The organism is Stenotrophomonas sp. 63632_Sma (genome assembly GCF_056482875.1).
Genome location: NZ_CM151220.1, coordinates 3209958 through 3231137, shown reverse-complemented (window position 1 = coordinate 3231137; position 21180 = coordinate 3209958). Strand labels below are relative to the sequence as shown.

Genomic DNA, 21180 nt, shown 5'->3' with positions numbered 1-21180 from the left:
GATGAACAGGATTACCCATTACTTCAAGAGCCTGCTGCTGCTCGAACTGCTGGGCGGCCTTTGGCTGACGCTGAAGTACAGCTTCAAGCCCAAGTACACGATGATGTACCCGATGGAGAAGTTCCCGCAGTCGCCGCGCTTCCGTGGCCTGCACGCCCTGCGCCGTTACCCCAACGGTGAAGAGCGCTGCATCGCCTGCAAGCTGTGCGAAGCGGTGTGCCCTGCATTGGCCATCACCATCGACTCGGCCAAGCGCGAAGACGGCACCCGCCGTACCACGCGCTATGACATCGATCTGTTCAAGTGCATCTTCTGCGGCTTCTGCGAAGAAAGCTGCCCGGTGGACTCGATCGTCGAAACCCACATCCTCGAGTATCACTTCGAGAATCGTGGCGAAAACATCGTTACCAAGCCGCAGCTGCTGGCCCTGGGCGACCGTCTCGAGTCCGAGATCGCCGAGCGTCGCGCCGCCGATGCCGCTTACCGCTGAGGTCGAGAGATGGATTGGGTAAATATCGCTTTCTGGGTGTTCGCCATCGCGGCAACGGTTTCGGCCGGTGCGGTGATCAGCGTGCGCAACCCGGTTCACGCCGTGCTCTGCCTGGTGCTGACCTTCTTCTCCATTGCCTGCGTGTGGCTGCTGGTCGGCGCCGAGTTCCTCGGCGTGGCGCTGGTGCTGGTCTACGTCGGCGCGGTGATGGTGCTGTTCCTGTTCGTGGTGATGATGCTCGACATCGACCCCACCAAGCTGCGTGAGGGCTGGGTCCGCTACCTGCCGGTCGGTCTCATTGTTGCCGTGGCGATGCTGGTGCAGATGCTGATCCTGATCGGCGTGAAGGGCAGGGCGGTCAACCCGTTCCCGGCCGACAACGCCGCTGCGGTCGCTGCCGACAGCTCCAACGTCACCTGGCTGGCGCGTACGCTGTTCACTGAGTACCTGCTGCCGTTCGAGTTCGCCGCCGTCATCCTGACCGTGGCCGTGGTTGCCGCCGTGATGCTGACCTTGCGCCGCCGTACCGGCGTGAAGAGCCAGAACCCGGGTGAGCAGACCATGGTCAAGGCCGGCCAGCGCCTGCGCATGGTCAAGATGGGCGCCGAAGCGCCGGTCGTGCACAGCAACAGCAAGCCGGCCGCCGGCGAGGAGACCCAGCCGTGATTACCCTTGGCCACATCCTTGCGCTGGGCGCGGTGCTGTTCGCCATCAGCCTGGCCGGCATCTTCCTCAACCGGAAGAACGTCATCGTCCTGCTGATGTCGATCGAACTGATGCTGCTGTCGGTGAACATCAACTTCGTCGGCTTCTCGCGTCAGCTGGGCGATCCGTCCGGCCAGCTGTTCGTGTTCTTCATCCTGACCGTCGCCGCCGCGGAAGCCGCCATCGGCCTGGCGATCCTGGTGACCCTGTTCCGTACCCGCCGCACGATCAATGTCGGCGAAGTCGATTCGTTGAAGGGCTGATCCACAGATGGAAATCACTCTCTCCAAGAGTCTGTTGATCGCAGTGGTGCTTGCACCGCTGTTCGGCAGCATCATCGCCGGCCTGTTCGGTCGCCAGGTCAAGCGCTTCGGCGCGCAGACCATCACCATCCTCGGCGTCGCGGTTGCCTGCGGCCTGTCGATGTACACGCTCTACCAGTTGCTGTGGGGCGGCGCGCAGCCGTTCAACCAGAACATCTACACGTTCTTCGAAGTCGGCCAGTACTCGGCCCACGTCGGTTTCATGGTCGACAAGCTGACCGCGATGATGATGGTGGTGGTGACCTTCGTGTCGCTGCTGGTCCACATCTACACGATCGGCTACATGCAGGACGATCCGGGCTACCAGCGGTTCTTCAGCTACATCTCGCTGTTCACCTTCTCGATGCTCACCCTGGTGATGAGCAACAACTTCCTGCAGCTGTTCTTCGGCTGGGAAGCGGTGGGCCTGGTGTCGTACCTGCTGATTGGCTTCTGGTTCAAGCGCCCGACTGCGATCTTCGCCAACATGAAGGCGTTCCTGGTCAATCGCGTTGGTGACTTCGGCTTCCTGCTCGGTATCGCCGGCGTGCTGTGGGTGTTCGGCACCCTGGACTACTCGCAGGTGTTCTCGCAGGCCGGCATGCTGGCTGACCCGCGCGCCCAGCTGCAGATCTGGGACGGCACCATGTTCGGCATGCAGCTGCTGAACGAACCGGTGATCTGGTCGATCGCCACCGTCATCTGCATCTGCCTGTTCATCGGTGCCATGGGCAAGTCGGCCCAGGTCCCGCTGCACGTGTGGCTGCCGGACTCGATGGAAGGCCCGACCCCGATCTCGGCACTGATCCACGCCGCGACGATGGTGACCGCCGGTATCTTCATGGTCACCCGCATGTCGCCGCTGTTCGAGCTGTCGCAGACCGCGCTGAACTTCATCCTGTTCATCGGTGCCACCACCGCGTTCTTCACCGGCCTGATCGGCATCGTGCAGAACGACATCAAGCGCGTCGTCGCGTACTCCACGCTGTCGCAGCTGGGCTACATGACGGTTGCACTGGGCGTGTCGGCGTACTCGGCCGCCGTGTTCCACCTGATGACCCACGCCTTCTTCAAGGCGCTGCTGTTCCTGGGTGCCGGCTCGGTCATCATCGCGATGCACCACGAGCAGGACATGCGCAAGATGGGCGGCCTGCGCAAGTACATGCCGATCACCTTCGTCACCATGTGGATCGGTACCCTGGCCCTGGTCGGTACGCCGTTCTTCTCCGGCTTCTACTCGAAGGACACCATCATCGAGGCGGCCGAGATCCACGCCCACATGCAGAACAGCTGGGTGGCCACCTATGGCTACTGGGCAGTGCTGGGTGGCGTGCTGGTGACCAGCTTCTACAGCTTCCGCCTGCTGTTCCTGACCTTCCACGGCAAGGAGCGCTTCCGCGACGTGCATGATGATCACGGCCATGCCCATGACGATCACCACGCCGCAGATGCGCACCCTGCTGATGCCCATCATGGGGACGCGCACCATGACGACCACGGCCATGGCCACGGTCCGCATGAGCCGCACGAAACCCCGTGGGTGGTGACCCTGCCGCTGATCCTGCTGGCCATCCCGTCGATCGCCATCGGTTTCTTCAGCATCGGTCCGATGCTGCACGGCACCGACTGGGCCGGCCACCATGCACACGACGCAATCAAGGGCCAGGTCAACACGTTCTTCACCGGCATCGTCGATTTCTACGATCCGGCCAAGAACACCGTTGCCTTCCTGGGCGAAGAGTTCCACGGGCCGGTGGCGTTTGCGCTGCACGGCATGATGCTGCCGCCGTTCTGGCTGACCCTGGCGGGCTTCCTGATGGCTGCGCTGTTCTACCTGTGGAAGCCGGACCTGTCGGGCAAGGCGCGCAAGACCTTCGCTCCGCTGGTGTCGGTGCTGGAAAACAAGTACGGCTTCGACAAGCTGTGGATCGATGGCTTTGCCGGTGGCAGCGTCAAGCTGGGCAAGGTCGCACGCTGGATCGACAGCAACATCGTCGACGGCGTGGTCAATCTTTCGGCACGTGTTGTGGACGTCGCAGCCGGCGTGCTGCGTCGTACCCAATCCGGTTTCCTCTATCACTACGCCTTCGCGATGATCATCGGCCTGATTGCCCTTCTGGGCGTGCTGATGCATTACCTGCGTTGATGACCTGTACGGAATAAGAAGACGTGTCGAACTGGCCTCTACTCAGTGTCCTCATCTGGCTGCCGATCATCGGTGGCGCCCTGATCCTTGCGATCCGTGATGCGCAGACCGCCCGTTGGGCGTCGCTGGGCGTAGCGGTGCTGACGTTCGTGGCGAGCCTCTCGCTGCTGAGCGGCTACAACGCGGGTGTCGACGGCATGCAGTTCGTCGAGACCCATGCCTGGATCCCGGCGTACAAGATCGGCTACAACCTGGGCGTGGACGGCATTGCCGTGGCGCTGATCCTGCTGACCACACTGGTCAGCGTGCTTGCCCTGATCGGCGCCTGGAGCGCCATCGACAAGCGCGTCAACCAGTACGTGGCCGCCTTCCTGATCCTGGAAGGCGTCACGGTCGGTATCTTCTCGGCCACGGACGCGATGCTGTTCTACGTGTTCTTCGAGGCGATGCTGATCCCGATGTTCCTGATCATCGGTGTCTGGGGTGGCCCGCGTCGCATCTACGCCGCGCTGAAGTTCTTCCTGTACACCTTCCTCGGCTCGGTGCTGATGCTGGTGGCGCTGATCTACCTGTACATGAAGGGCGGCAGCTTCCAGCTGGCCGACCTGTACGCGCTGCCGCTGTCGGCCAAGGAACAGACCTGGATCTTCTTCGCCTTCCTGATCGCCTTCGCGGTCAAGGTGCCGATGTTCCCGGTCCACACCTGGCTGCCGGATGCCCACGTGGAAGCGCCGACCGCCGGTTCGGTGATCCTGGCCGCCATCGCCCTGAAGATCGGTGGCTACGGCTTCCTGCGCTTCAACCTGCCGATCGTCCCGGACGCGTCGCAGGAATGGGCGTGGCTGGTGATCGCGCTGTCGCTGATCGCGGTGATCTACGTCGGCCTCGTCGCCCTGGTGCAGGACGACATGAAGAAGCTGATCGCCTATTCGTCGATCGCGCACATGGGCTTCGTCACCCTGGGCACCTTCATCGCGTTGTGGCTGGTGCGTGAAGCCGGCAACGCCGATGCCGCACGCCTGGGCCTGCAGGGCGCCATGGTGCAGATGATCTCGCACGGCTTCGTGTCCGGTGCGATGTTCTCCAGCGTGGGCGTGCTGTACGACCGCATGCACAGCCGCCGCATCGCCGATTACGGCGGCGTGGTCAACGTGATGCCTTGGTTTGCGACCTTCGCCATGCTGTTCTTCATGGCCAATGCAGGCCTGCCGGGCACCAGCGGTTTCGTCGGCGAATTCATGGTCATCCTCGCGGCCTTCCAGCGTAATCCGTGGATCGCGCTGGGCGCGGCCACCACCCTGATCATCGGCGCCGCCTACACCCTGTGGCTGTACAAGCGCATCTTCTTCGGTGAAGTGGCCAACAGCCATGTTGCCGAACTGAAGGACATCAACGGCCGCGAGTGGCTGGTGCTGGGCGTGTTCGCCATCGGCGTGCTGGCCCTGGGCATCTACCCCAAGCCGCTGACCGACCTGATGGAGCCCTCGATCGCGAAGCTGGCGATGCAGATCGCATCCAGCAAGCTGCTGTAATTCCAGGATTTGATGATGACCACCTCGCCGCTGCTGCCATTGACCGCCGCTGACCTGCCACCGCTCGCTCCCGAGCTGGTGCTGATCGGTAGCGCCTTCGCCCTGATGATTCTCGACCTGTTCGTCAGCAACCGGAACAAGCTCGTCACCCACCTGTTCTCGCTCGCTGCGCTGGCCGTGGTGCTGTTCATGCTGGCCACCGGCGTGGGCGGGCAGGGGGAGGTCTTCCATGGCATGTTCGTGCGTGATACCGCCGCGGACGTGATGAAGACCGGGATCGTGCTGCTCAGCGGCCTGACCCTGGTCTACGGCTGGCGCTACCTGCGCGACCGCAACCTGTTCCAGGGCGAGATCCCGGTGCTGATCCTGTTCGGCACCGCCGGCATGATGATCCTGGTCTCGGCCGGCAGCCTGCTGATGGTCTACCTGGGCCTGGAACTGCTGGCGCTGTGCTCCTACGCGCTGGTTGCCAGCAACCGTGAGAACGGCCTGGCCTCGGAAGCGGCGATGAAGTACATCGTGCTGGGTTCGCTGGCTTCTGGCCTGCTGCTGTACGGCATGTCGCTGATCTACGGCGCCACCGGCAGCCTCCACCTGGACGTCATCCGCGAGGCCATCCCGCACTCGGAAGAGCGCGTGCTGCTGATCACCGGTGCGGTCTTCATGATCGCCGGCGTCGCCTTCAAGCTGGGTGCCGCGCCGTTCCACATGTGGCTGCCGGACGTGTACCAGGGTGCCCCGGCACCGATCGCACTGTTCATCAGCTCGGCGCCGAAGCTGGCCGCCTTCGGCATGGCCTACCGCCTGCTGGAAATGGGCGTGGGCCCGCTGTCGACCGAACTGCAGCTGCTGATCGCCGGCCTGGCGGCGGTCTCGCTGGTCATCGGCAACCTGATGGCCATCGCGCAGAGCAACCTCAAGCGCATGCTGGCGTTTTCCACCGTCTCGCACATCGGCTTCCTGCTGATGGGCATTGCCGGTGGCGGCTCGCAGGGCTATGCCGCCGCACTGTTCTACGCACTGGCCTACGCCATCATGTCGACCGCCGCCTTCGGCGCGATCATCGCGCTGTCGCGTGCCGGCTTCGAAGCCGAGAACATCGAAGACTTCAAGGGCCTCAATGCCCGCAACCCGTGGATGGCCGGCCTGGTGCTGTGCATCATGGCGTCGCTGGCTGGCATTCCGCCGTTCCTGGGCTTCTGGACCAAGCTGGCGGTGCTGGGCGCGGCCGTCAACGGTGGCCTGCTGTGGCTGGCCATTCTCGGCGTGCTGTGTGCCGTGGTCGGCTGCTTCTACTACCTGCGCGTCATCAAGGTCATGTACTTCGATGAGCCGGTGGGCGAGGCCATGCCGCGCAGCAACGACCGCGTGCTGGGCCTGGTCCTGGGCGTGAACGCGCTGGCGCTGCTGGCGCTGGGCCTGGCATGGAACCCGATCATGGTCTGGTGCCAGCAGGCATTTGCGCATCTTGCATAAAAGTTGACACAAAGCTGCGCGATTCGTGTAATATGCGCAGCCTGAGTTGTCACTGCAGCGGTTCAGCCAGAACATCGTTGCGGTAGCCCTCCTCGAAAGAGCAGGGCAGCAGTTCAAACACTTCCGGTGCGGGGTGGAGCAGTCTGGCAGCTCGTCGGGCTCATAACCCGAAGGTCGCAGGTTCAAATCCTGCCCCCGCTACCAACACATCGAATCGGCGCCAACCAGTTCGATGAATGAGGAAAAGCTTGCAGGTTTTGAAGTTATGCCTCATAATTCCGCTTCTGATGCGGGGTGGAGCAGTCTGGCAGCTCGTCGGGCTCATAACCCGAAGGTCGCAGGTTCAAATCCTGCCCCCGCTACCAAGTAAAGAGATCGCCTTCGAAGTCCTGCTTCGAGGGCGTTTTTCTTTGCGGCTCTGGTTGATCCGCCGGGCCATGCCCGGCGAGCGAAGCGGCCGGTTTCAGGCGGGTCCAAGCCTTGCACCAGCGCGGTGCAGTCGCTATCATCAGCGGCCTAGCAATACCCCTGAAGGCGGCCTCCCAGCGGGAGTCCGGACCCGGAAGGAGGGCCGCAACCGGCAGGCACTGCAGGTTGCAACCGGAATCCAGTCACCGGAGTCTTTCCGGAAAAGGGGCCCAGCGGGCCCTTTGTCGTTTCCGGGGCGTCATGTTTCCATGCCGGCCAAGGCCGGCACCCAACCAAGAGATCAAGGCAGGCTGTGAGCGACAAGGCAACCGACATCGCGAATCTGCTCGCCCCGACCGTTGTGTCGCTGGGCCTGGAGCTGCTGGGCGTTGAGTATCTGCCGGCCCCCGGCGGTGCGACCCTGCGCCTTTACATCGACGTGCCGCTGGCTGAACAGCCCGAGCGCATCATCAATGTCGACGACTGCGAGCGGGTCAGCCGCGAAGTGTCGGCACAGATGGACGTCGAAGACCCGATCAGCGGCAACTACACGCTGGAAGTGTCTTCGCCGGGCGTCGATCGTCCGCTGTTCAACCTGGAGCAGTTCGGCCGTCACCTCGGCGAAATGGCCAAGGTCACGCTGAAGCTGCCGCAGGACAACCGTCGCCGCCTGCAGGGCCGCATCGAAGCCATCGACGAGACCGCAGGTGCCATCACCTTCATCGTCGACAAGGCCGAAGTGGTCGTGTCGGCCGACAACATCGACAAGGCACGGATCATGCCCGACTGGGTGGCGCTGGGGCTGGCCCCGAGCAAGCCGACCGGTCCGGCACCGAAGCGTCCGAAGCCGAACACGAATTCTTCTTCCAACGAGCCGGCGGCAAAGAAGCCGCGCGCGGAGTGAGCCAATGAGCAAGGAACTGTTGCTGGTAGTCGACGCGGTCGCCAACGAGAAGGGCGTGCCGCGTGAAGTGATCTTCGATGCCATCGAGGCCGCCCTGGCCTCGGCAGCGAAGAAGCGCTATCCCGACGAGGAAGTGCTGACCCGCGTGGTCATCGACCACAAGGATGGCAGCTACGAAACCTTCCGCCGCTGGGAAGTGGTGGCCGATGACGTGGTCATGGAATCGCCGGACCGCCAGATCCGCCTGATGGACGCCGTCGATGAAGCCGAAGGCGTGGACGTCGGCGACTACATCGAAGAGCAGATCGAGAACCCGGACTTCGGCCGCATTGCTGCCCAGGCCGCCAAGCAGGTCATCGTCCAGCGCGTGCGCGAAGCCGAGCGCCAGCAGGTCGTGGATGCGTGGAAGGATCGCGTGGGTGAGCTGATCACCGGCGTGGTCAAGCGCGCCGAGCGCGGCAACATCTATGTCGACCTCGGTGGCAACGCCGAAGGCTTCATCCCGAAGGACAAGGGCATTCCGCGCGACGTGCTGCGCGCCGGTGACCGCGTGCGCGGCTACCTGGCCGAAGTCCGTTCGGAACCGCGTGGCCCGCAGCTGTTCATCAGCCGCGCCGCCCCGGAATTCATGATCGAGCTGTTCAAGCTGGAAGTGCCGGAAGTCGGCCAGGGCCTGGTGGAAATCAAGGCCTGTGCCCGTGACCCGGGTGACCGCGCCAAGATCGCCGTGCTCGCCCACGACCAGCGCACCGATCCGATCGGCGCCTGCATCGGCATGCGCGGTTCGCGCGTGCAGGCCGTGTCCAACGAGCTCAATGGCGAGCGCGTGGACATCGTGCTGTGGAACGACAACCCGGCCAACTTCGTCATCAATGCGATGGCGCCGGCTGAAGTGCAGTCGATCATCGTCGATGAAGACAAGCACTCGATGGACCTGGCTGTCGCTGAAGACCGCCTGGCCCAGGCGATCGGCAAGGGCGGCCAGAACGTGCGCCTGGCCAGCCGCCTGACCGGCTGGCAGCTCAACGTGATGACCCAGGACCAGGTCACCGCCAAGTCGGAGGCCGAGCAGGCTTCGGCCCGCCAGCTGTTCATGGACAAGCTGGAAGTGGACGAGGAAATCGCCGGCATCCTGGTCAGCGAAGGCTTCGGCACCGTCGAGGAAATCGCATATGTCCCGGTCGGCGAACTGCTGGCCGTGGAAGGTTTCGACGAAGACATCGTCGAAGAGCTGCGCGCTCGTGCCCGCGATGCGCTGCTCAATGAGGCCCTGGCAGTCGAGGAAGGCCTTGAAGACGGCCAGCCGGCGCAGGACCTGCTGTCCCTGAAGGGCATGGACGAAGCCACCGCGTATGCGCTGGCCGGCCACGGCGTGCGTACCAGTGAGGATCTGTCCGACCTGGCCGCCGACGAGGTCATGGACTTCGGCATCGAAGGGCTGGATCAGGCGCGCGCCGCTGCGCTGATCCTGGCCGCACGTGCCGAGGAGATCGCCCGACTGGAACGCGGCGAATGAGCCGGCAATGAACAGGGCCCTGAGCCGCTCAGGGCGTAGAATCCGCGCCACCTCCAGATGCGGGGGGGCGCCCACAAGATCATAGGATCCGAATGTCGCAGCAAACCACCATCCGCAAGCTTGCCGAACTGGTCAACACGCCGGTCGAAAAACTGCTGGAACAGCTGGCCGGTGCCGGCATGAAGTTCAGCGGTCCCGACCAGGTCGTGACCAGCACCGAGAAGGTGAAGCTCCTGGGCTTCCTTCGTCGTTCGCACGGCAAGCCCGAGCAGGCCCCGGAAGAAACTGATCAGTCTGCAAAGAAGATCACGCTCAACCGCCGGAAACAGCAGGAAGTGACGGTCAGTTCCGGTCGCAGCAAGACGACCGTGAATGTCGAGGTGCGCCAGAAGCGTACCTACGTCAAGGATGGTGCTCGCGCCATGACCCCGGACGAAGAGCGCGCCGACATCCTGCGCAAGCTGGAAGAGTCGCGTGCGCGCAACCTTGCCGAACAGCAGGCCCTGGCCGAGAAGGATCGTCTGCGCGACGAAGCCATCGTCCGTGCCCGTGAGGAAGAGGTTGCGGCCAAGGAACGCGCAGAGGCCGAGAAGAAGGCCGCCGAGGAAGCTGCGGCCGCCGCCAAGGCTGCCGAGGCGCTGGCGGCCAGCAAGCCCAAGCGCGCTCCGATCGATGAAACCGCGCCGCGCCCGCCGCGTGCTCCGGCCGCCGCTCCGGCTGCGCCGCGCAGCGCTCCGCCGCCGCCGCGCAACGACGACCGCAACAACCGCAGTGCGCCGCGCAACGAGCGTGGCCCGGGCGACCGTTTCGCCGGCCAGATGCACCTGTCGGCTGCCGACCGCGCGCGTCGTGGCAACAGCAACAACAGCAACACCCGTGGTCGTCCGGGCGGGCGTAACCAGGCCGGTGGCCGTCGCGACATGTCGCGCGGTGGCAACAATGCAGGTCCGCACGCCTTCGAGCGTCCGACCGCGCCGGTGGTGCGTGAAGTGGCGATCGGCGACACGATCACCGTGGCCGACCTGGCGCAGAAGCTCGCGCTGAAGGGCGGTGAGGTGGTCAAGGCGCTGTTCAAGATGGGCGTGATGGCCACCATCACCCAGTCCATCGACCATGACACCGCCGCGCTGGTGACCGAAGAACTCGGCCACAAGGCGATCCGTGCCAACGACAACGACGCCGAAGACGCACTGCTGGCCTCGACCGGTGAAAATCAGGGCGAAGCCACCCAGCGTCCGCCGGTGGTCACCATCATGGGCCACGTCGACCACGGCAAGACCTCGCTGCTGGATTACATCCGCCGCACCAAGGTCGCCACCGGCGAAGCCGGCGGCATCACCCAGCACATCGGTGCCTACCACGTGGATACGCCGAAGGGCGTGATCAGCTTCCTGGATACCCCGGGCCACGCGGCATTCACCTCGATGCGTGCGCGCGGCGCCAAGCTGACCGACATCGTGGTGCTGGTCGTGGCGGCCGATGACGGCGTCATGCCGCAGACCAAGGAAGCGATCCAGCACGCCCGTTCGGCGGGTGTGCCGCTGATCGTGGCGATCAACAAGATCGACAAGTCCGACGCCGACCCGATGCGGGTCAAGAACGAACTGCTGTCCGAGCAGGTCGTGGCCGAAGACTTCGGTGGTGACACCCAGATGGTGGAGATCTCGGCCAAGACCGGCCTGGGCATCGACGACCTGCTGGACGCCATCTCGATCCAGGCCGAACTGCTGGAACTGAAGGCCGTCGACGAAGGCCGCGCTTCGGGCGTGGTGATCGAATCGTCGCTGGACAAGGGCCGTGGCCCGGTCGCCACCGTGCTGGTGCAGCAGGGCCGCCTGAAGAAGGGCGACTACCTGGTGTGCGGCATCCAGTACGGCCGCGTGCGTGCGCTGTTCGACGAAACCGGCAAGCAGCCGGAGTTCGCCGGCCCGTCCATCCCGGTGCAGGTCCTGGGCCTGTCCGGCGTGCCGGAAGCGGGTGATGACTTCGTGGTCGTCGAGGACGAGCGCCTGGCCAAGGACGTTGCCCAGCAGCGTGAGACCAAGCGCCGTGAATCGCGCCTGGTCGCCACCGCCGGCAGCCGCATGGAAGACATCATGGCGACCCTGGGCAAGGGCGAGGGCCAGCAGGTCCTCAACCTGGTCATCAAGGCCGACGTGCAGGGTTCGGTGCAGGCCCTGAGCCAGGCACTGGTCGCGCTGTCCAACGAAGACATCCGCATCAACGTGATCCACTCCGGTGTGGGCGGCATCACCGAATCGGACGCCAACTCGGCGGCCGCTTCGAAGGCCACCGTCATCGGCTTCAACGTGCGTGCGGACGCTTCGGCCCGTCGCATCATCGAATCCAACGGCGTCGATCTGCGTTACTTCTCGATCATCTATGACGTGATCGATCAGGTGAAGCAGGTGGCTTCCGGTCTGCTGGGCGTGGAGATCCGCGAAGAGATCATCGGTATCGCCGAGGTCCGCGACGTCTTCCGCAGCTCCAAGCTGGGCGCCGTGGCCGGCTCGATGGTCATCGAGGGCGTGGTCAAGCGCAACAAGCCGATCCGCGTGCTGCGCGACAGCGTGGTGATCTTCGAGGGCGAGCTGGAATCGCTGCGTCGCTTCAAGGAGAACGTCGAGGAAGTCCGCAACGGTACCGAATGCGGTATCGCGGTGAAGGCCTACAACGACGTCAAGCCGGGTGACCAGATCGAGTGCTTCGAGCGTATCGAAGTGCCGCGCACCCTGTAATGTGATGTGGCCCGACCAACGGTCGGGCCCTACCATGATGTAGAACCCGACCAACGGTCGGGTACCATGTAGTAGCGCCCGACCGTTGGTCGGGCGACCATTGAATCAAGAGTAGTGCCCGACCGTTGGTCGGGCGACAACTGAACCAAGAGCTCCTCGTGCCCAAGACTTTCCATCGAACCGACCGTGTCTCCGCCCAGCTGCGCCGTGAACTCGGCACCCTGGTGCACAACGCTGTGCGCGAGCACGGGTTGCCCTCGGTGAGCGTGTCCGACGTGGAAATCACCCGCGACATGGCCCATGCCAAGGTATTCGTCACTGCGCTGATGCCGGAACGTTCGGCTGAAGCCGTGGCCGGCCTGAAGGAGCTGGGCTATCGCCTGCGCATGGACCTGGCCCGAGCGATGAAGCTGCGCCACGTGCCGGAGCTGCATTTCCACTACGACGACTCGGTCGACCGTGGTGAACACATCGACAACATCCTGCGCGACCTGCCCGATACGCTGGCCGCCGAGAAGCGTCGCGAGAGCGACGAAGAATAACCGCGCGACGCCGGGCATGCCCGGCGTTGTTGCATTCCGGCTGCGCGATGTCTGATGCAGACCGCGCTGCAGCAGTCGAGCATGGCTCGACTCTACAAAATCCTGTCATGACCCGAATTCAGTTCCGCCGCCTGGATGGCATCCTGCTGCTCGACAAGTCGACCGGCATGAGCTCCAACGCCGCCCTGCAGGTGGCCCGTCGCCTGTTCCGTGCCGAAAAGGGTGGCCATACCGGCAGCCTCGATCCGCTGGCCACCGGCCTGTTGCCGCTGTGCTTCGGCGAGGCGACCAAGATTGCCGGTCTGCTGCTCGGCTCGGCCAAGGCCTACGACGCCGAGATCATGCTGGGCCAGACCACCGACACTGACGATTCCGAAGGCCAGGTGCTGCTGCAGCGCCCGGTGCCTTCGATCAGTGCCGAGGCCCTGCAGGCGGCGCTGGCGCCGCTGACCGGCAGCATCCGCCAGCGTGCTCCGATCTATTCGGCACTGAAGCAGGGTGGGGAGCCGCTGTATGTGAAGGCCCGCCGCGGTGACGTCATCGAAGCGCCGGTGCGCGAGGTGCAGGTGCACGCCATCGAGGTGATGGAGCAGCAGCCCGAGCGGTTGCGGCTGCGCGTGACCTGCGGCTCCGGCACCTACATCCGCAGCCTGGCCCGCGACCTGGGCGAGGCGCTGGGCTGCGGTGCCCACATCAGCGCGTTGCGCCGGCTCTGGGTCGAGCCGTTCCATGAACCGGCGATGGTCACCCTGGACCAGCTGCGGGCGATGGTCGAGGCCGGTGACGAGGCCGGGATGGACGCGCTGCTGCTGCCGCTGGCGGCCGGCCTGGCTGAATACCCGCGGGTCGACCTCGATGCCGACCAGGCCCACCGTTTCTGCGTCGGCCAGCGCCAGCGCAATCTGTCATGGCCGCATGGCCTGGTGGCCGTGTTTGGCCCGGACGATGCTGTCCAGGGCCTGGGCCAGGTCGATGACAGTGGCTTGCTGGCTCCGCAGCGTCGTTTCAACCTCTGACCTGGGCCGGGCGGTTCAGCCCCGGTCCTTGTCCCGGAAGCCCCCGACCGTTACAATTTCGCGGCCGTTTTCCGGCAACCTGCCTCGCGCAGGTTTCATCCTCGTAGTCCACGGCGAGCCTGGCGGTGCGCGAAGCGCGTTCCTGCCGGCCACGCATCACAGAGAAAAAAGAAATGTCGATCGACACCCAGAAGGTCATTGAAGACAACAAGCGCAGCTCGGCTGACACCGGCTCCCCGGAAGTCCAGGTTGCACTGCTGACCGCCCGCATCGAACTGCTGACCGGCCACTTCAAGACCCACAAGAAGGACCACCACAGCCGCCGCGGCCTGCTGCAGATGGTCAACCGCCGTCGCAGCCTGCTCGACTACCTGAAGAAGAAGGACGTCGAGCGTTACAAGGCCCTGATCGAGAAGCTTGGCCTGCGTCGCTAAGCAACGAATCCCCCGCGGCGCAGCGATGCGCCGCGGTTTTGTTTTGTAGCACCGCAATCCCCGATTCAGGCCGGAACGATCCGGCCACCCGCTGGCGGCAAGGGTCGCCGACGGTCCAAATTCGCAGACAGCATCCCCAAGGACACCCTCCGTGGCAAAAATCACCAAAACCTTCCAGTACGGCAAGCACACCGTCACGCTCGAGACCGGCGAAGTCGCCCGTCAGGCCAGCGGTGCCGTCATCGTCAAGATGGACGACACCGTACTGCTGGTCACCGCCGTCGCCGCCAAGAGCGCGCGCGAAGGCCAGGACTTCTTCCCGCTGACCGTCGATTATCAGGAAAAGTTCTACGCCGGCGGCCGTATCCCGGGTGGTTTCTTCAAGCGTGAGGGCCGTGCGACCGAGAAGGAAACCCTGATCTCGCGTCTGATCGACCGTCCGATCCGTCCGCTGTTCCCGGAAGACTACAAGAACGAAGTGCAGATCATCGCCACGGTCATGTCGTTGAACCCGGACGTGGACGGCGACATCCCGGCCCTGATCGGCGCCTCGGCTGCCCTGGCCCTGGCCGGCACCCCGTTCATGGGCCCGATCGGCGCTGCCAAGGTCGGTTACAAGAACGGCGAGTACATCCTGAACCCGACCGTCAGCGAACTGGCTGACTCGCAGCTGGAACTGGTTGTCGCCGGTACCTCCAACGCCGTGCTGATGGTCGAATCCGAAGCCGCGCTGCTGTCCGAAGAAGTGATGCTGGGCGCCGTGACCTTCGGTCACCGCGAAATGCAGAAGGTCATCAACGCGATCAACGAGCTGACCGTCGAAGCCGGCACCAAGCCGTCGACCTGGGAAGCCCCGGCCAAGAACGACGCGCTGATCTCCGCCCTGAAGGAAGCCATCGGCCCGCGCCTGGGCGAAGCCTTCCAGGTGCGTGACAAACTGCAGCGCCGTGACGCCATCTCGGCGATCAAGAAGGACGTGGTCGAAACCCTGGCTGGCCGCGTGGCCGCCGAAGGCTGGAACCCGGCCGAGCTGTCGAAGGAATTCGGCGAGCTGGAATACCGCACCATGCGTGACTCGGTGCTGGACACCAAGGTCCGCATCGACGGCCGTGCGCTGGACACCGTCCGCCCGATCGCCGTGAAGACCGGCGTGCTGCCGCGTACCCACGGTTCCTCGCTGTTCACCCGCGGCGAAACCCAGGCCATCGTGACCATCACCCTGGGCACCGCCCGTGATGGCCAGGTCATCGATGCCGTTGCCGGTGAGTACAAGGAAAACTTCCTGTTCCACTACAACTTCCCTCCGTTCTCGGTGGGTGAGTGCGGCCGCATGATGGGCCCGAAGCGCCGCGAAATCGGCCACGGTCGCCTGGCCAAGCGCGGCGTGCTGGCTGTCATGCCGTCGCTGGAAGCCTTCCCGTACACCATCCGCGTCGTCTCGGAAATCACCGAGTCGAACGGTTCCTCGTCGATGGCATCGGTCTGCGGTTCGTCGCTGGCCCTGATGGACGCCGGCGTGCCGGTGAAGGCGCCGGTTGCCGGTATCGCCATGGGCCTGGTCAAGGAAGGCGAGCGTTTCGTCGTCCTGTCCGACATCCTGGGTGACGAAGATCACCTGGGCGACATGGACTTCAAGGTGGCCGGTACCGCTGAGGGCATCTCCGCCCTGCAGATGGACATCAAGATCGAAGGCATCACCGAAGAGATCATGAAGCAGGCCCTGCAGCAGGCCAAGGCTGGCCGTCTGCACATCCTGGGCGAAATGGCCCACGGCCTGACCGCTCCGCGTGAAGAGCTGTCGGACTACGCGCCGCGCCTGCTGACCATCAAGATCCACCCGGACAAGATCCGCGAAGTGATCGGCAAGGGTGGCTCGACCATCCAGGCCATCACCAAGGAAACCGGCACCCAGATCGACATCCAGGACGACGGCACCATCGTCATCGCTTCGGTCAATGCCATCGCTGCCCAGGCCGCCAAGGCCCGCATCGAGCAGATCACCTCGGACGTCGAGCCGGGCCGCATCTACGAAGGCAAGGTCGCCAAGATCATGGACTTCGGTGCGTTCGTCACGATCCTGCCGGGCAAGGACGGTCTGGTCCACGTGTCGCAGATCTCCAGCGATCGCGTCGAGAAGGTCGGCGACGTGCTGAAGGAAGGCGATGTGGTCAAGGTCAAGGTGCTGGAAGTCGACAAGCAGGGCCGTATCCGCCTGTCGATGAAGGCCGTGGAAGAAGGCGACGCCGTCAGCGCCGAGTAATCGACCTCCGGTCGATGACGGTAGGTGTCAACCTTGGTTGACACGCTCCTGGAATCGCTGAAATGAAAAAGCGGGCTTCGGCCCGCTTTTTCTTTGCCTGGAATCCTGTGGATGAGGACCGTTGGTCCTTGCACTTACGCGTCTTCTTCGTCCTCCCCCAGCCACCAGACCTGGCCTGGCTCCGGGTCGCTCATCGGGTGCTCGCGCTGTTCGATGGCCTCCAGCACCCGGCCGGGGGCTGCAGCGACCCACACCGCCATGAGCTTTTCCACCGCAGCCCGGCCCTGTGCGGCCACGCCGAGGTCACGTTCGCGTCTCCATTGGTCTTCATCTGGCGCCTCATCACCATGCTGGTGCGGCGTGCCGTAGCTGCAGCGGCGGCACAGCCGGCGCACGGTAGCCGTCCAGTCCTCGACCATGCCGATGCCGGGCAGGGTGATTGCCTCCAGCGCAGCGATGTCATCGGCCGAATCGCACTGCACGAACACGGTGAAGGTCGCCATGTCCGATGCCTGCAGGCGCTGCATTGCATTGAACACCGGCACCTCGTGTTCGCTGTACGTACGGCGGCCGGTCGAGGCGCCGTCGTGCAGCACGATGTCGCCGAAGCGAAAGCCGCTTTCGGGCAGCGGTACGTTGTGGATGCGTGCACGCACCGGATCAATGCGGCTCATGTACACCACTTCGGCATCCGACCACGGTGCCAGGCGCACGCAGGCCACGCCGAAGTGGCCCTCGATCGGGCCCTCGCCTTCGGGCAGGGTGATGCCACAGCGGGTCCACTGGCGTCGTGCTTCGGCCCAGTCCGCCATGCCGGTGGCGGCGATGCCGGCATTCCAGGCAGTGGCGACATCGAATTCCCCACGCAGCTGCTCCGATTGCAGGTTGTCCTGCAGTGAGGCAGCCCAGTCGCGCAGGTACTTGTGCGCCAATCCGCGCATGTAATGCAGGTACGGCACTTCGGGGGCGAGTGCGATCAGCTCGCCGAACAGCGCCACCGCCTGCTGCAGGTCGCCCTCTCGGAAGGCGGCGTAGGCGCGTGCCTCCAGGGCCTGGCATTCGTCGAGGGTTTCGTCGTCCAGCAGGTCGCCGTCGTCGAGGTTGTCGTGGTCGGTGCTCATGTCCATGCGCGGTTGAAGGTCCGCGGCTACCTTAGCCGATGCGCGAGCCCGCGAACGCAGCGTCGGCGTGTGTCCTGCTGCAGTGCATGAGGGTCGTTGCATGACTGGCGCGTTGTCGTCATCCGGCGGGATGCACTTGTCCACTGGACGACATGCTACGACAACCGTCCCACAGCCCCATCCGTTTGCTAACGTGGCTGCGCCTTCGAACCGGGAGATCCCATGTTCCGCCAGACCGTGGCTGCCCTTGCCGTGCTGATTGCCGGTGCTTTGCCCATAGCCGTGCATGCGGCACCCGCGCAGCCGCCGATCTTCGGTGCCTACTACCCCGGTGGTTCGGCCGAGCGCTACCCGGTGTCGAGCATTCCGGCCGAGCGCCTCACCCACCTGTTCTACGCGTTCTCCACCATCGAGGACGGGCGCTGCACGATCGGTGCGGAAGCGCCGAAGAATTTCGCGGCGCTGGCCGAGCTGAAGAAGGCGCACCCGCATCTGCGCACGCTGATCTCGATCGGTGGCTGGGGCGCAGGTGGATTCTCCGATGCAGCGCTGACCGAGGGCAGCCGCAAGCGCCTGGTCGACTCATGCATGGCGCTGTTCTTCGATCGTCATGCTGGCAGTTTCGATGGCGTGGACATCGACTGGGAGTTCCCGGTCAGTGGCGGACCGAAGGAGCTGGCACACCGCCCGCAGGACCGCGCCAATCTGACCCGGCTCGCGCAGGCGTTCCGCGTGGCCCTTGATGCGCATGGCCGCAAGGCGGGGCAGCCGACGCTGTTGACCGCCGCACTGGCCGCCGGTCGCCTGCAGACCGATGGCCCCTACGATCCAGCCGCAAGCTATGACCTGCCGGCGCTGGCCAAGGTGTTCGATTTCATCAACCTGATGAGCTACGACATGGGCACCGGCTTCTCGGCGGTGTCGACGTTCAATGCGCCCCTGCATGAAGTGCCGACCGATCCGCTGGCGCCGGAACTGCGGCGCTGGAACAACGTTGCCGGCGCGGTGCAGTACTATCGCGAGCGCGGGGTGCCAGCCCACAAGCTGGTGCTGGGTATGCCGTTCTACGGGCGCGGCTTCAAGGTCACCGGCGATGCACCGGACGGTCTGTATCAGGCCTACAGCGCACCAGCCGATGCCGGCGATTGGCGGGTGATCAAGGCGCGTTATCTCGACCAGCCGGGCTGGACGAAGCACTGGCAACCACAGGCGCAGAGCCCGTGGCTGTACAACGCCGAGCAGAAGGTTTTCATCAGCTATGAAGACCCGCGCTCGATCGGCCTGCGTGCGCAGTTCGCCCGCGAGCAGGGCCTGGCCGGCGTCTTCATGTGGGAGCTGACCGGCGACGACGAACAGGCCAGCCTGCTCAACGCCATGCTGGGCCCCTGGCAGAAGGCACGCATCGGCGATTGAGCTGCATCAGGCGATGTCCGGCGCAACGCCGCAACGCCATCGGCCCGACCCCGCACAGCATGTCCATGCCCGCAGCATTACGCTGCGGGCATGATCCATCTCGAACGCCTGGACCATCTGGTCCTCACCGTCGCCGACATCGACCGCAGCTGTGATTTCTACCAGCGCGTGCTCGGCATGCAGGTCGTGCGCTTCGGCGCCGGTCGTACCGCGCTGCAGTTCGGCCAGCAGAAGATCAACCTGCATCCGGCCAGCGCCCCGCTGCAACCGCATGCGCTGCGGCCCATGCCGGGCAGCGCCGATCTGTGCCTGGTCACGCGCACGGCGACGACCGATGTGCTGGCCCACCTGCAGGCGCAGTCCGTTGCAGTGGAGGAGGGGCCGGTCGCACGTACCGGCGCGCTGGGGCCGATCGAATCGGTGTACTTCCGCGACCCGGATGGCAACCTGATCGAAGTGAGTCGTTACCCCGGCGAGGCATGATCCTGCTTGGGTAGCGTTGAGCTTGCTCGACGGAGCTTGGCGCGAAATCAACAGCTGTCGAGCATGCTCGACGCTACAGGGGGCGTTGCGCGTAACGGTCGGTAGCGCCGGGCCATGCCCGGCGACGGCTCAGTTGGCCCAGACGCTGTTGGGGTCGCCGTTGCGGGCGCGGCGTTGGCTGGCCACAGCCAGGCGGGCGAAGCCGAAGGCCATGGCCAGCGCGATGGCATCGACCCAGAACAGCGGCCAGTGGCCACGCGCAGCAGCACGCCACAGCCAGTCACCATTGAGCGCGCCATGCAGGATCGGCACCAGCGCGGTGCTGATCGCCGCCGCCCACAGCAGTTCGCGTGCCGCCTGCGCCGGGCGTCGCAGCGCGGCCCACAGCGCACAGGCCGCCCAGCTGCCGAAGCAGGCCCAGCGGATGCCGTGGTCGACCGCGGACGGTGCCAGCCGCTCCAGCACCAGTGCGGTGACGAACGCCACCGAAATCGCAACGCACAGCCCGATACAGACGCCGACCGTGGCCCGTGCCATGTTCACCCCGGCACGCGGTTGCTGCGGCTGGCGACGCTTGCGCCGCGATTCGATCCACAACAGGTTGCCGGAGTAGAACAGGAAGGCACCGCCAAGGCCGAGCAGGAAGTACAGCCAGACCACTACGCCGTTGCCGAACTCGCCGAAGTGCAGGGCATAGGCCGCGCTGAGCGTGGCGTGGTTGGCGTCGCGCTGGCCGGGCAGCTGCGAGGCCAGGACGTTGCCGGTGGCCACGTCCAGTGCCACCGCGCCGAGCGGGCCGAGCGTTCCGGTGGATTCGCCGGTGATCTCGATGGTGGCGTTGGCATCGCCGGCGTTGGCCAGCTTCAGGTAGGCCGGTTCGAAATTGGCCACGCCCTGTGCACGGGCCACTTCAAGCGCGCGTGCATGCAGCACGCGCAGGCTGCCCGGCGGTGCCGGGATGCCGCTGGCGTCGCGCACAGGCGCGGTGTCCATTGCGGTCGGTACCGCCTGCAGGGCCTTGCCGTCGTAGATCAGCGGGTTGAGCAGGGCCATCTGCACGAACACCAGGCAGAGCAGGGCGCCGGTCACCGCGAACATCAGGTGGAAAGGCAGGCTGAGCACGCCGATCACGTTGTGCGCGTCCTGCCACAGCTGCTTCAGGTTGCGGCCCGGGCGCAGCGCGAACAGATCGCCGAACAGCTTCGGCAGGTGGATCACCAGGCCGCTGAGCAGGGCCATGCCATACAGCAGGCTGACGATGCCCATCACGTAGATGCCGGCCACCGGCAGTCCGAGGCTGTAATGCAGCTCGTTGACCAGTTCGGCCAGCCCGGTCTGTGGCGGCGTGGTGCTGCCGGCGATCTGTCCCGGCCAGGCGTAGCGCCAGCTGCCGTCATCGGCCTGCCAGTAGGCCAGTGGCTGCGGGTGTTCGGTGCCGGGGAAGGTCATGCCGACGTGGCGGCGCGCTTCCGGATGCGCGGCAAGCACGTCTTCCAGCAGGTACTGCGCGTCGTCCAGGCCGGCGGGGAGTGCGGTGGCTGCACCGGGCGTCTGCCACAGCGGCAGGTCGTGGTGGAACAGGGTCAGCGCACCCGCGTAGAAGGCCACGAACAGGCCGAAGCCGGCAACCAGGCCGACCCAGGTGTGCAGGGTGGTGAACGTGCGCAGCGTCTGCGAACTGAACTTCATGGGAA

The 21180-nt window shown here is 65.0% G+C and carries 17 protein-coding genes and 2 tRNA genes; 17 read left to right on the top strand and 2 right to left on the bottom strand.

Going from position 1 to position 21180, the window contains the following annotated elements; all coding sequences use genetic code 11:
* The first annotated feature begins 1 nt into the window (after position 1).
* The 15 genes from nuoI to pnp all read left to right on the top strand — a co-directional run bounded on the left by nuoI (position 2) and on the right by pnp (position 16469).
* Entirely contained in the window at positions 2 to 490 is a 489-nt protein-coding gene (gene nuoI, locus ACZK45_RS15100) for an NADH-quinone oxidoreductase subunit NuoI (RefSeq protein ID WP_006381128.1), read from the top strand.
* Positions 491 to 499: 9 nt separating this feature from the next.
* Positions 500 to 1156 carry an NADH-quinone oxidoreductase subunit J gene (locus ACZK45_RS15095; RefSeq protein WP_032128645.1) on the top strand — a complete coding sequence of 219 codons (657 nt, stop codon included), beginning with the start codon at positions 500 to 502 and terminating at the stop codon, positions 1154 to 1156.
* A complete protein-coding gene (gene nuoK / locus ACZK45_RS15090) occupies positions 1153 to 1458 on the top strand; it encodes an NADH-quinone oxidoreductase subunit NuoK (protein ID WP_005417921.1) in 306 nt (101 codons plus the stop codon). The genes ACZK45_RS15095 and nuoK overlap by 4 nt, the downstream gene beginning before the upstream one ends.
* A gap of 7 nt (positions 1459 to 1465) precedes the next feature.
* Positions 1466 to 3643, top strand: coding sequence for an NADH-quinone oxidoreductase subunit L (gene nuoL / locus ACZK45_RS15085; RefSeq protein WP_478444880.1), 2178 nt, complete (start codon positions 1466 to 1468; stop codon positions 3641 to 3643).
* Positions 3644 to 3666: 23 nt separating this feature from the next.
* Positions 3667 to 5175 (top strand): NADH-quinone oxidoreductase subunit M, encoded by a 1509-nt coding sequence (locus ACZK45_RS15080; RefSeq protein ID WP_478444879.1) that lies wholly within the window; start codon positions 3667 to 3669, stop codon positions 5173 to 5175.
* 15 nt (positions 5176 to 5190) lie between these two features.
* On the top strand, positions 5191 to 6651 hold the full coding sequence (nuoN, locus tag ACZK45_RS15075; RefSeq protein ID WP_125894343.1) for an NADH-quinone oxidoreductase subunit NuoN: 1461 nt from the start codon (positions 5191 to 5193) through the stop codon (positions 6649 to 6651).
* 127 nt (positions 6652 to 6778) lie between these two features.
* Positions 6779 to 6855: transfer RNA gene (locus tag ACZK45_RS15070), tRNA-Met, on the top strand.
* An 84-nt stretch (positions 6856 to 6939) separates the two neighbouring features.
* Positions 6940 to 7016 (top strand) — tRNA-Met (locus ACZK45_RS15065).
* Positions 7017 to 7372: 356 nt separating this feature from the next.
* The gene (rimP, locus tag ACZK45_RS15060; protein WP_032128649.1) at positions 7373 to 7963 is read left to right on the top strand and encodes a ribosome maturation factor RimP; all 591 of its coding nucleotides are present in this window, start codon (positions 7373 to 7375) and stop codon (positions 7961 to 7963) included.
* 4 nt (positions 7964 to 7967) lie between these two features.
* Positions 7968 to 9479, top strand: a complete 1512-nt coding sequence (gene nusA / locus ACZK45_RS15055; protein WP_005410449.1) for a transcription termination factor NusA — start codon at positions 7968 to 7970, stop codon at positions 9477 to 9479.
* Between the two features lie 92 nt (positions 9480 to 9571).
* Entirely contained in the window at positions 9572 to 12217 is a 2646-nt protein-coding gene (gene infB / locus ACZK45_RS15050) for a translation initiation factor IF-2 (RefSeq protein ID WP_032128650.1), read from the top strand.
* A gap of 158 nt (positions 12218 to 12375) precedes the next feature.
* Entirely contained in the window at positions 12376 to 12759 is a 384-nt protein-coding gene (rbfA, locus tag ACZK45_RS15045; protein ID WP_005410447.1) for a 30S ribosome-binding factor RbfA, read from the top strand.
* A 107-nt stretch (positions 12760 to 12866) separates the two neighbouring features.
* Entirely contained in the window at positions 12867 to 13775 is a 909-nt protein-coding gene (gene truB, locus ACZK45_RS15040; protein WP_478444878.1) for a tRNA pseudouridine(55) synthase TruB, read from the top strand.
* A 173-nt stretch (positions 13776 to 13948) separates the two neighbouring features.
* Positions 13949 to 14209, top strand: coding sequence for a 30S ribosomal protein S15 (gene rpsO / locus ACZK45_RS15035; protein WP_005410445.1), 261 nt, complete (start codon positions 13949 to 13951; stop codon positions 14207 to 14209).
* Between the two features lie 151 nt (positions 14210 to 14360).
* The gene (pnp, locus tag ACZK45_RS15030; RefSeq protein WP_032128652.1) at positions 14361 to 16469 is read left to right on the top strand and encodes a polyribonucleotide nucleotidyltransferase; all 2109 of its coding nucleotides are present in this window, start codon (positions 14361 to 14363) and stop codon (positions 16467 to 16469) included.
* A gap of 134 nt (positions 16470 to 16603) precedes the next feature.
* Here pnp and ACZK45_RS15025 read toward each other — a convergent pair whose 3' ends face one another.
* The gene (locus tag ACZK45_RS15025) at positions 16604 to 17590 is read right to left on the bottom strand and encodes a tetratricopeptide repeat protein (RefSeq protein ID WP_236494365.1); all 987 of its coding nucleotides are present in this window, start codon (positions 17588 to 17590) and stop codon (positions 16604 to 16606) included.
* Positions 17591 to 17812: 222 nt separating this feature from the next.
* On the opposite strand from ACZK45_RS15025, the gene ACZK45_RS15020 reads away from it, so the two are divergent.
* Together ACZK45_RS15020 and ACZK45_RS15015 are read left to right on the top strand one after the other, a co-directional pair.
* The gene (locus tag ACZK45_RS15020; RefSeq protein WP_293797567.1) at positions 17813 to 19003 is read left to right on the top strand and encodes a glycoside hydrolase family 18 protein; all 1191 of its coding nucleotides are present in this window, start codon (positions 17813 to 17815) and stop codon (positions 19001 to 19003) included.
* Between the two features lie 90 nt (positions 19004 to 19093).
* Entirely contained in the window at positions 19094 to 19486 is a 393-nt protein-coding gene (locus ACZK45_RS15015) for a VOC family protein (RefSeq protein ID WP_049401221.1), read from the top strand.
* Positions 19487 to 19615: 129 nt separating this feature from the next.
* On the opposite strand, the gene ACZK45_RS15010 is transcribed toward ACZK45_RS15015, so the two are convergent.
* A complete protein-coding gene (locus ACZK45_RS15010) occupies positions 19616 to 21175 on the bottom strand; it encodes a PepSY-associated TM helix domain-containing protein (protein WP_329893986.1) in 1560 nt (519 codons plus the stop codon).
* Positions 21176 to 21180: the final 5 nt, after the last annotated feature.

Excerpts from the sequence above, each read along its gene's own strand:
- rpsO (WP_005410445.1), top strand. The coding sequence starts at position 13,949 with ATGTCGATCGACACCCAGAAGGTCATTGAAGACAACAAGCGCAGCTCG.
- ACZK45_RS15010 (WP_329893986.1), bottom strand. The coding sequence starts at position 21,175 with ATGAAGTTCAGTTCGCAGACGCTGCGCACGTTCACCACCCTGCACACC.
- nuoN (WP_125894343.1), top strand. The coding sequence starts at position 5,191 with ATGACCACCTCGCCGCTGCTGCCATTGACCGCCGCTGACCTGCCACCG.
- nusA (WP_005410449.1), top strand. The coding sequence starts at position 7,968 with ATGAGCAAGGAACTGTTGCTGGTAGTCGACGCGGTCGCCAACGAGAAG.
- truB (WP_478444878.1), top strand. The coding sequence starts at position 12,867 with ATGACCCGAATTCAGTTCCGCCGCCTGGATGGCATCCTGCTGCTCGAC.
- nuoL (WP_478444880.1), top strand. The coding sequence starts at position 1,466 with ATGGAAATCACTCTCTCCAAGAGTCTGTTGATCGCAGTGGTGCTTGCA.
- infB (WP_032128650.1), top strand. The coding sequence starts at position 9,572 with ATGTCGCAGCAAACCACCATCCGCAAGCTTGCCGAACTGGTCAACACG.
- ACZK45_RS15025 (WP_236494365.1), bottom strand. The coding sequence starts at position 17,590 with ATGAGCACCGACCACGACAACCTCGACGACGGCGACCTGCTGGACGAC.
- ACZK45_RS15015 (WP_049401221.1), top strand. The coding sequence starts at position 19,094 with ATGATCCATCTCGAACGCCTGGACCATCTGGTCCTCACCGTCGCCGAC.
- ACZK45_RS15020 (WP_293797567.1), top strand. The coding sequence starts at position 17,813 with ATGTTCCGCCAGACCGTGGCTGCCCTTGCCGTGCTGATTGCCGGTGCT.
- nuoI (WP_006381128.1), top strand. The coding sequence starts at position 2 with ATGAACAGGATTACCCATTACTTCAAGAGCCTGCTGCTGCTCGAACTG.
- ACZK45_RS15095 (WP_032128645.1), top strand. The coding sequence starts at position 500 with ATGGATTGGGTAAATATCGCTTTCTGGGTGTTCGCCATCGCGGCAACG.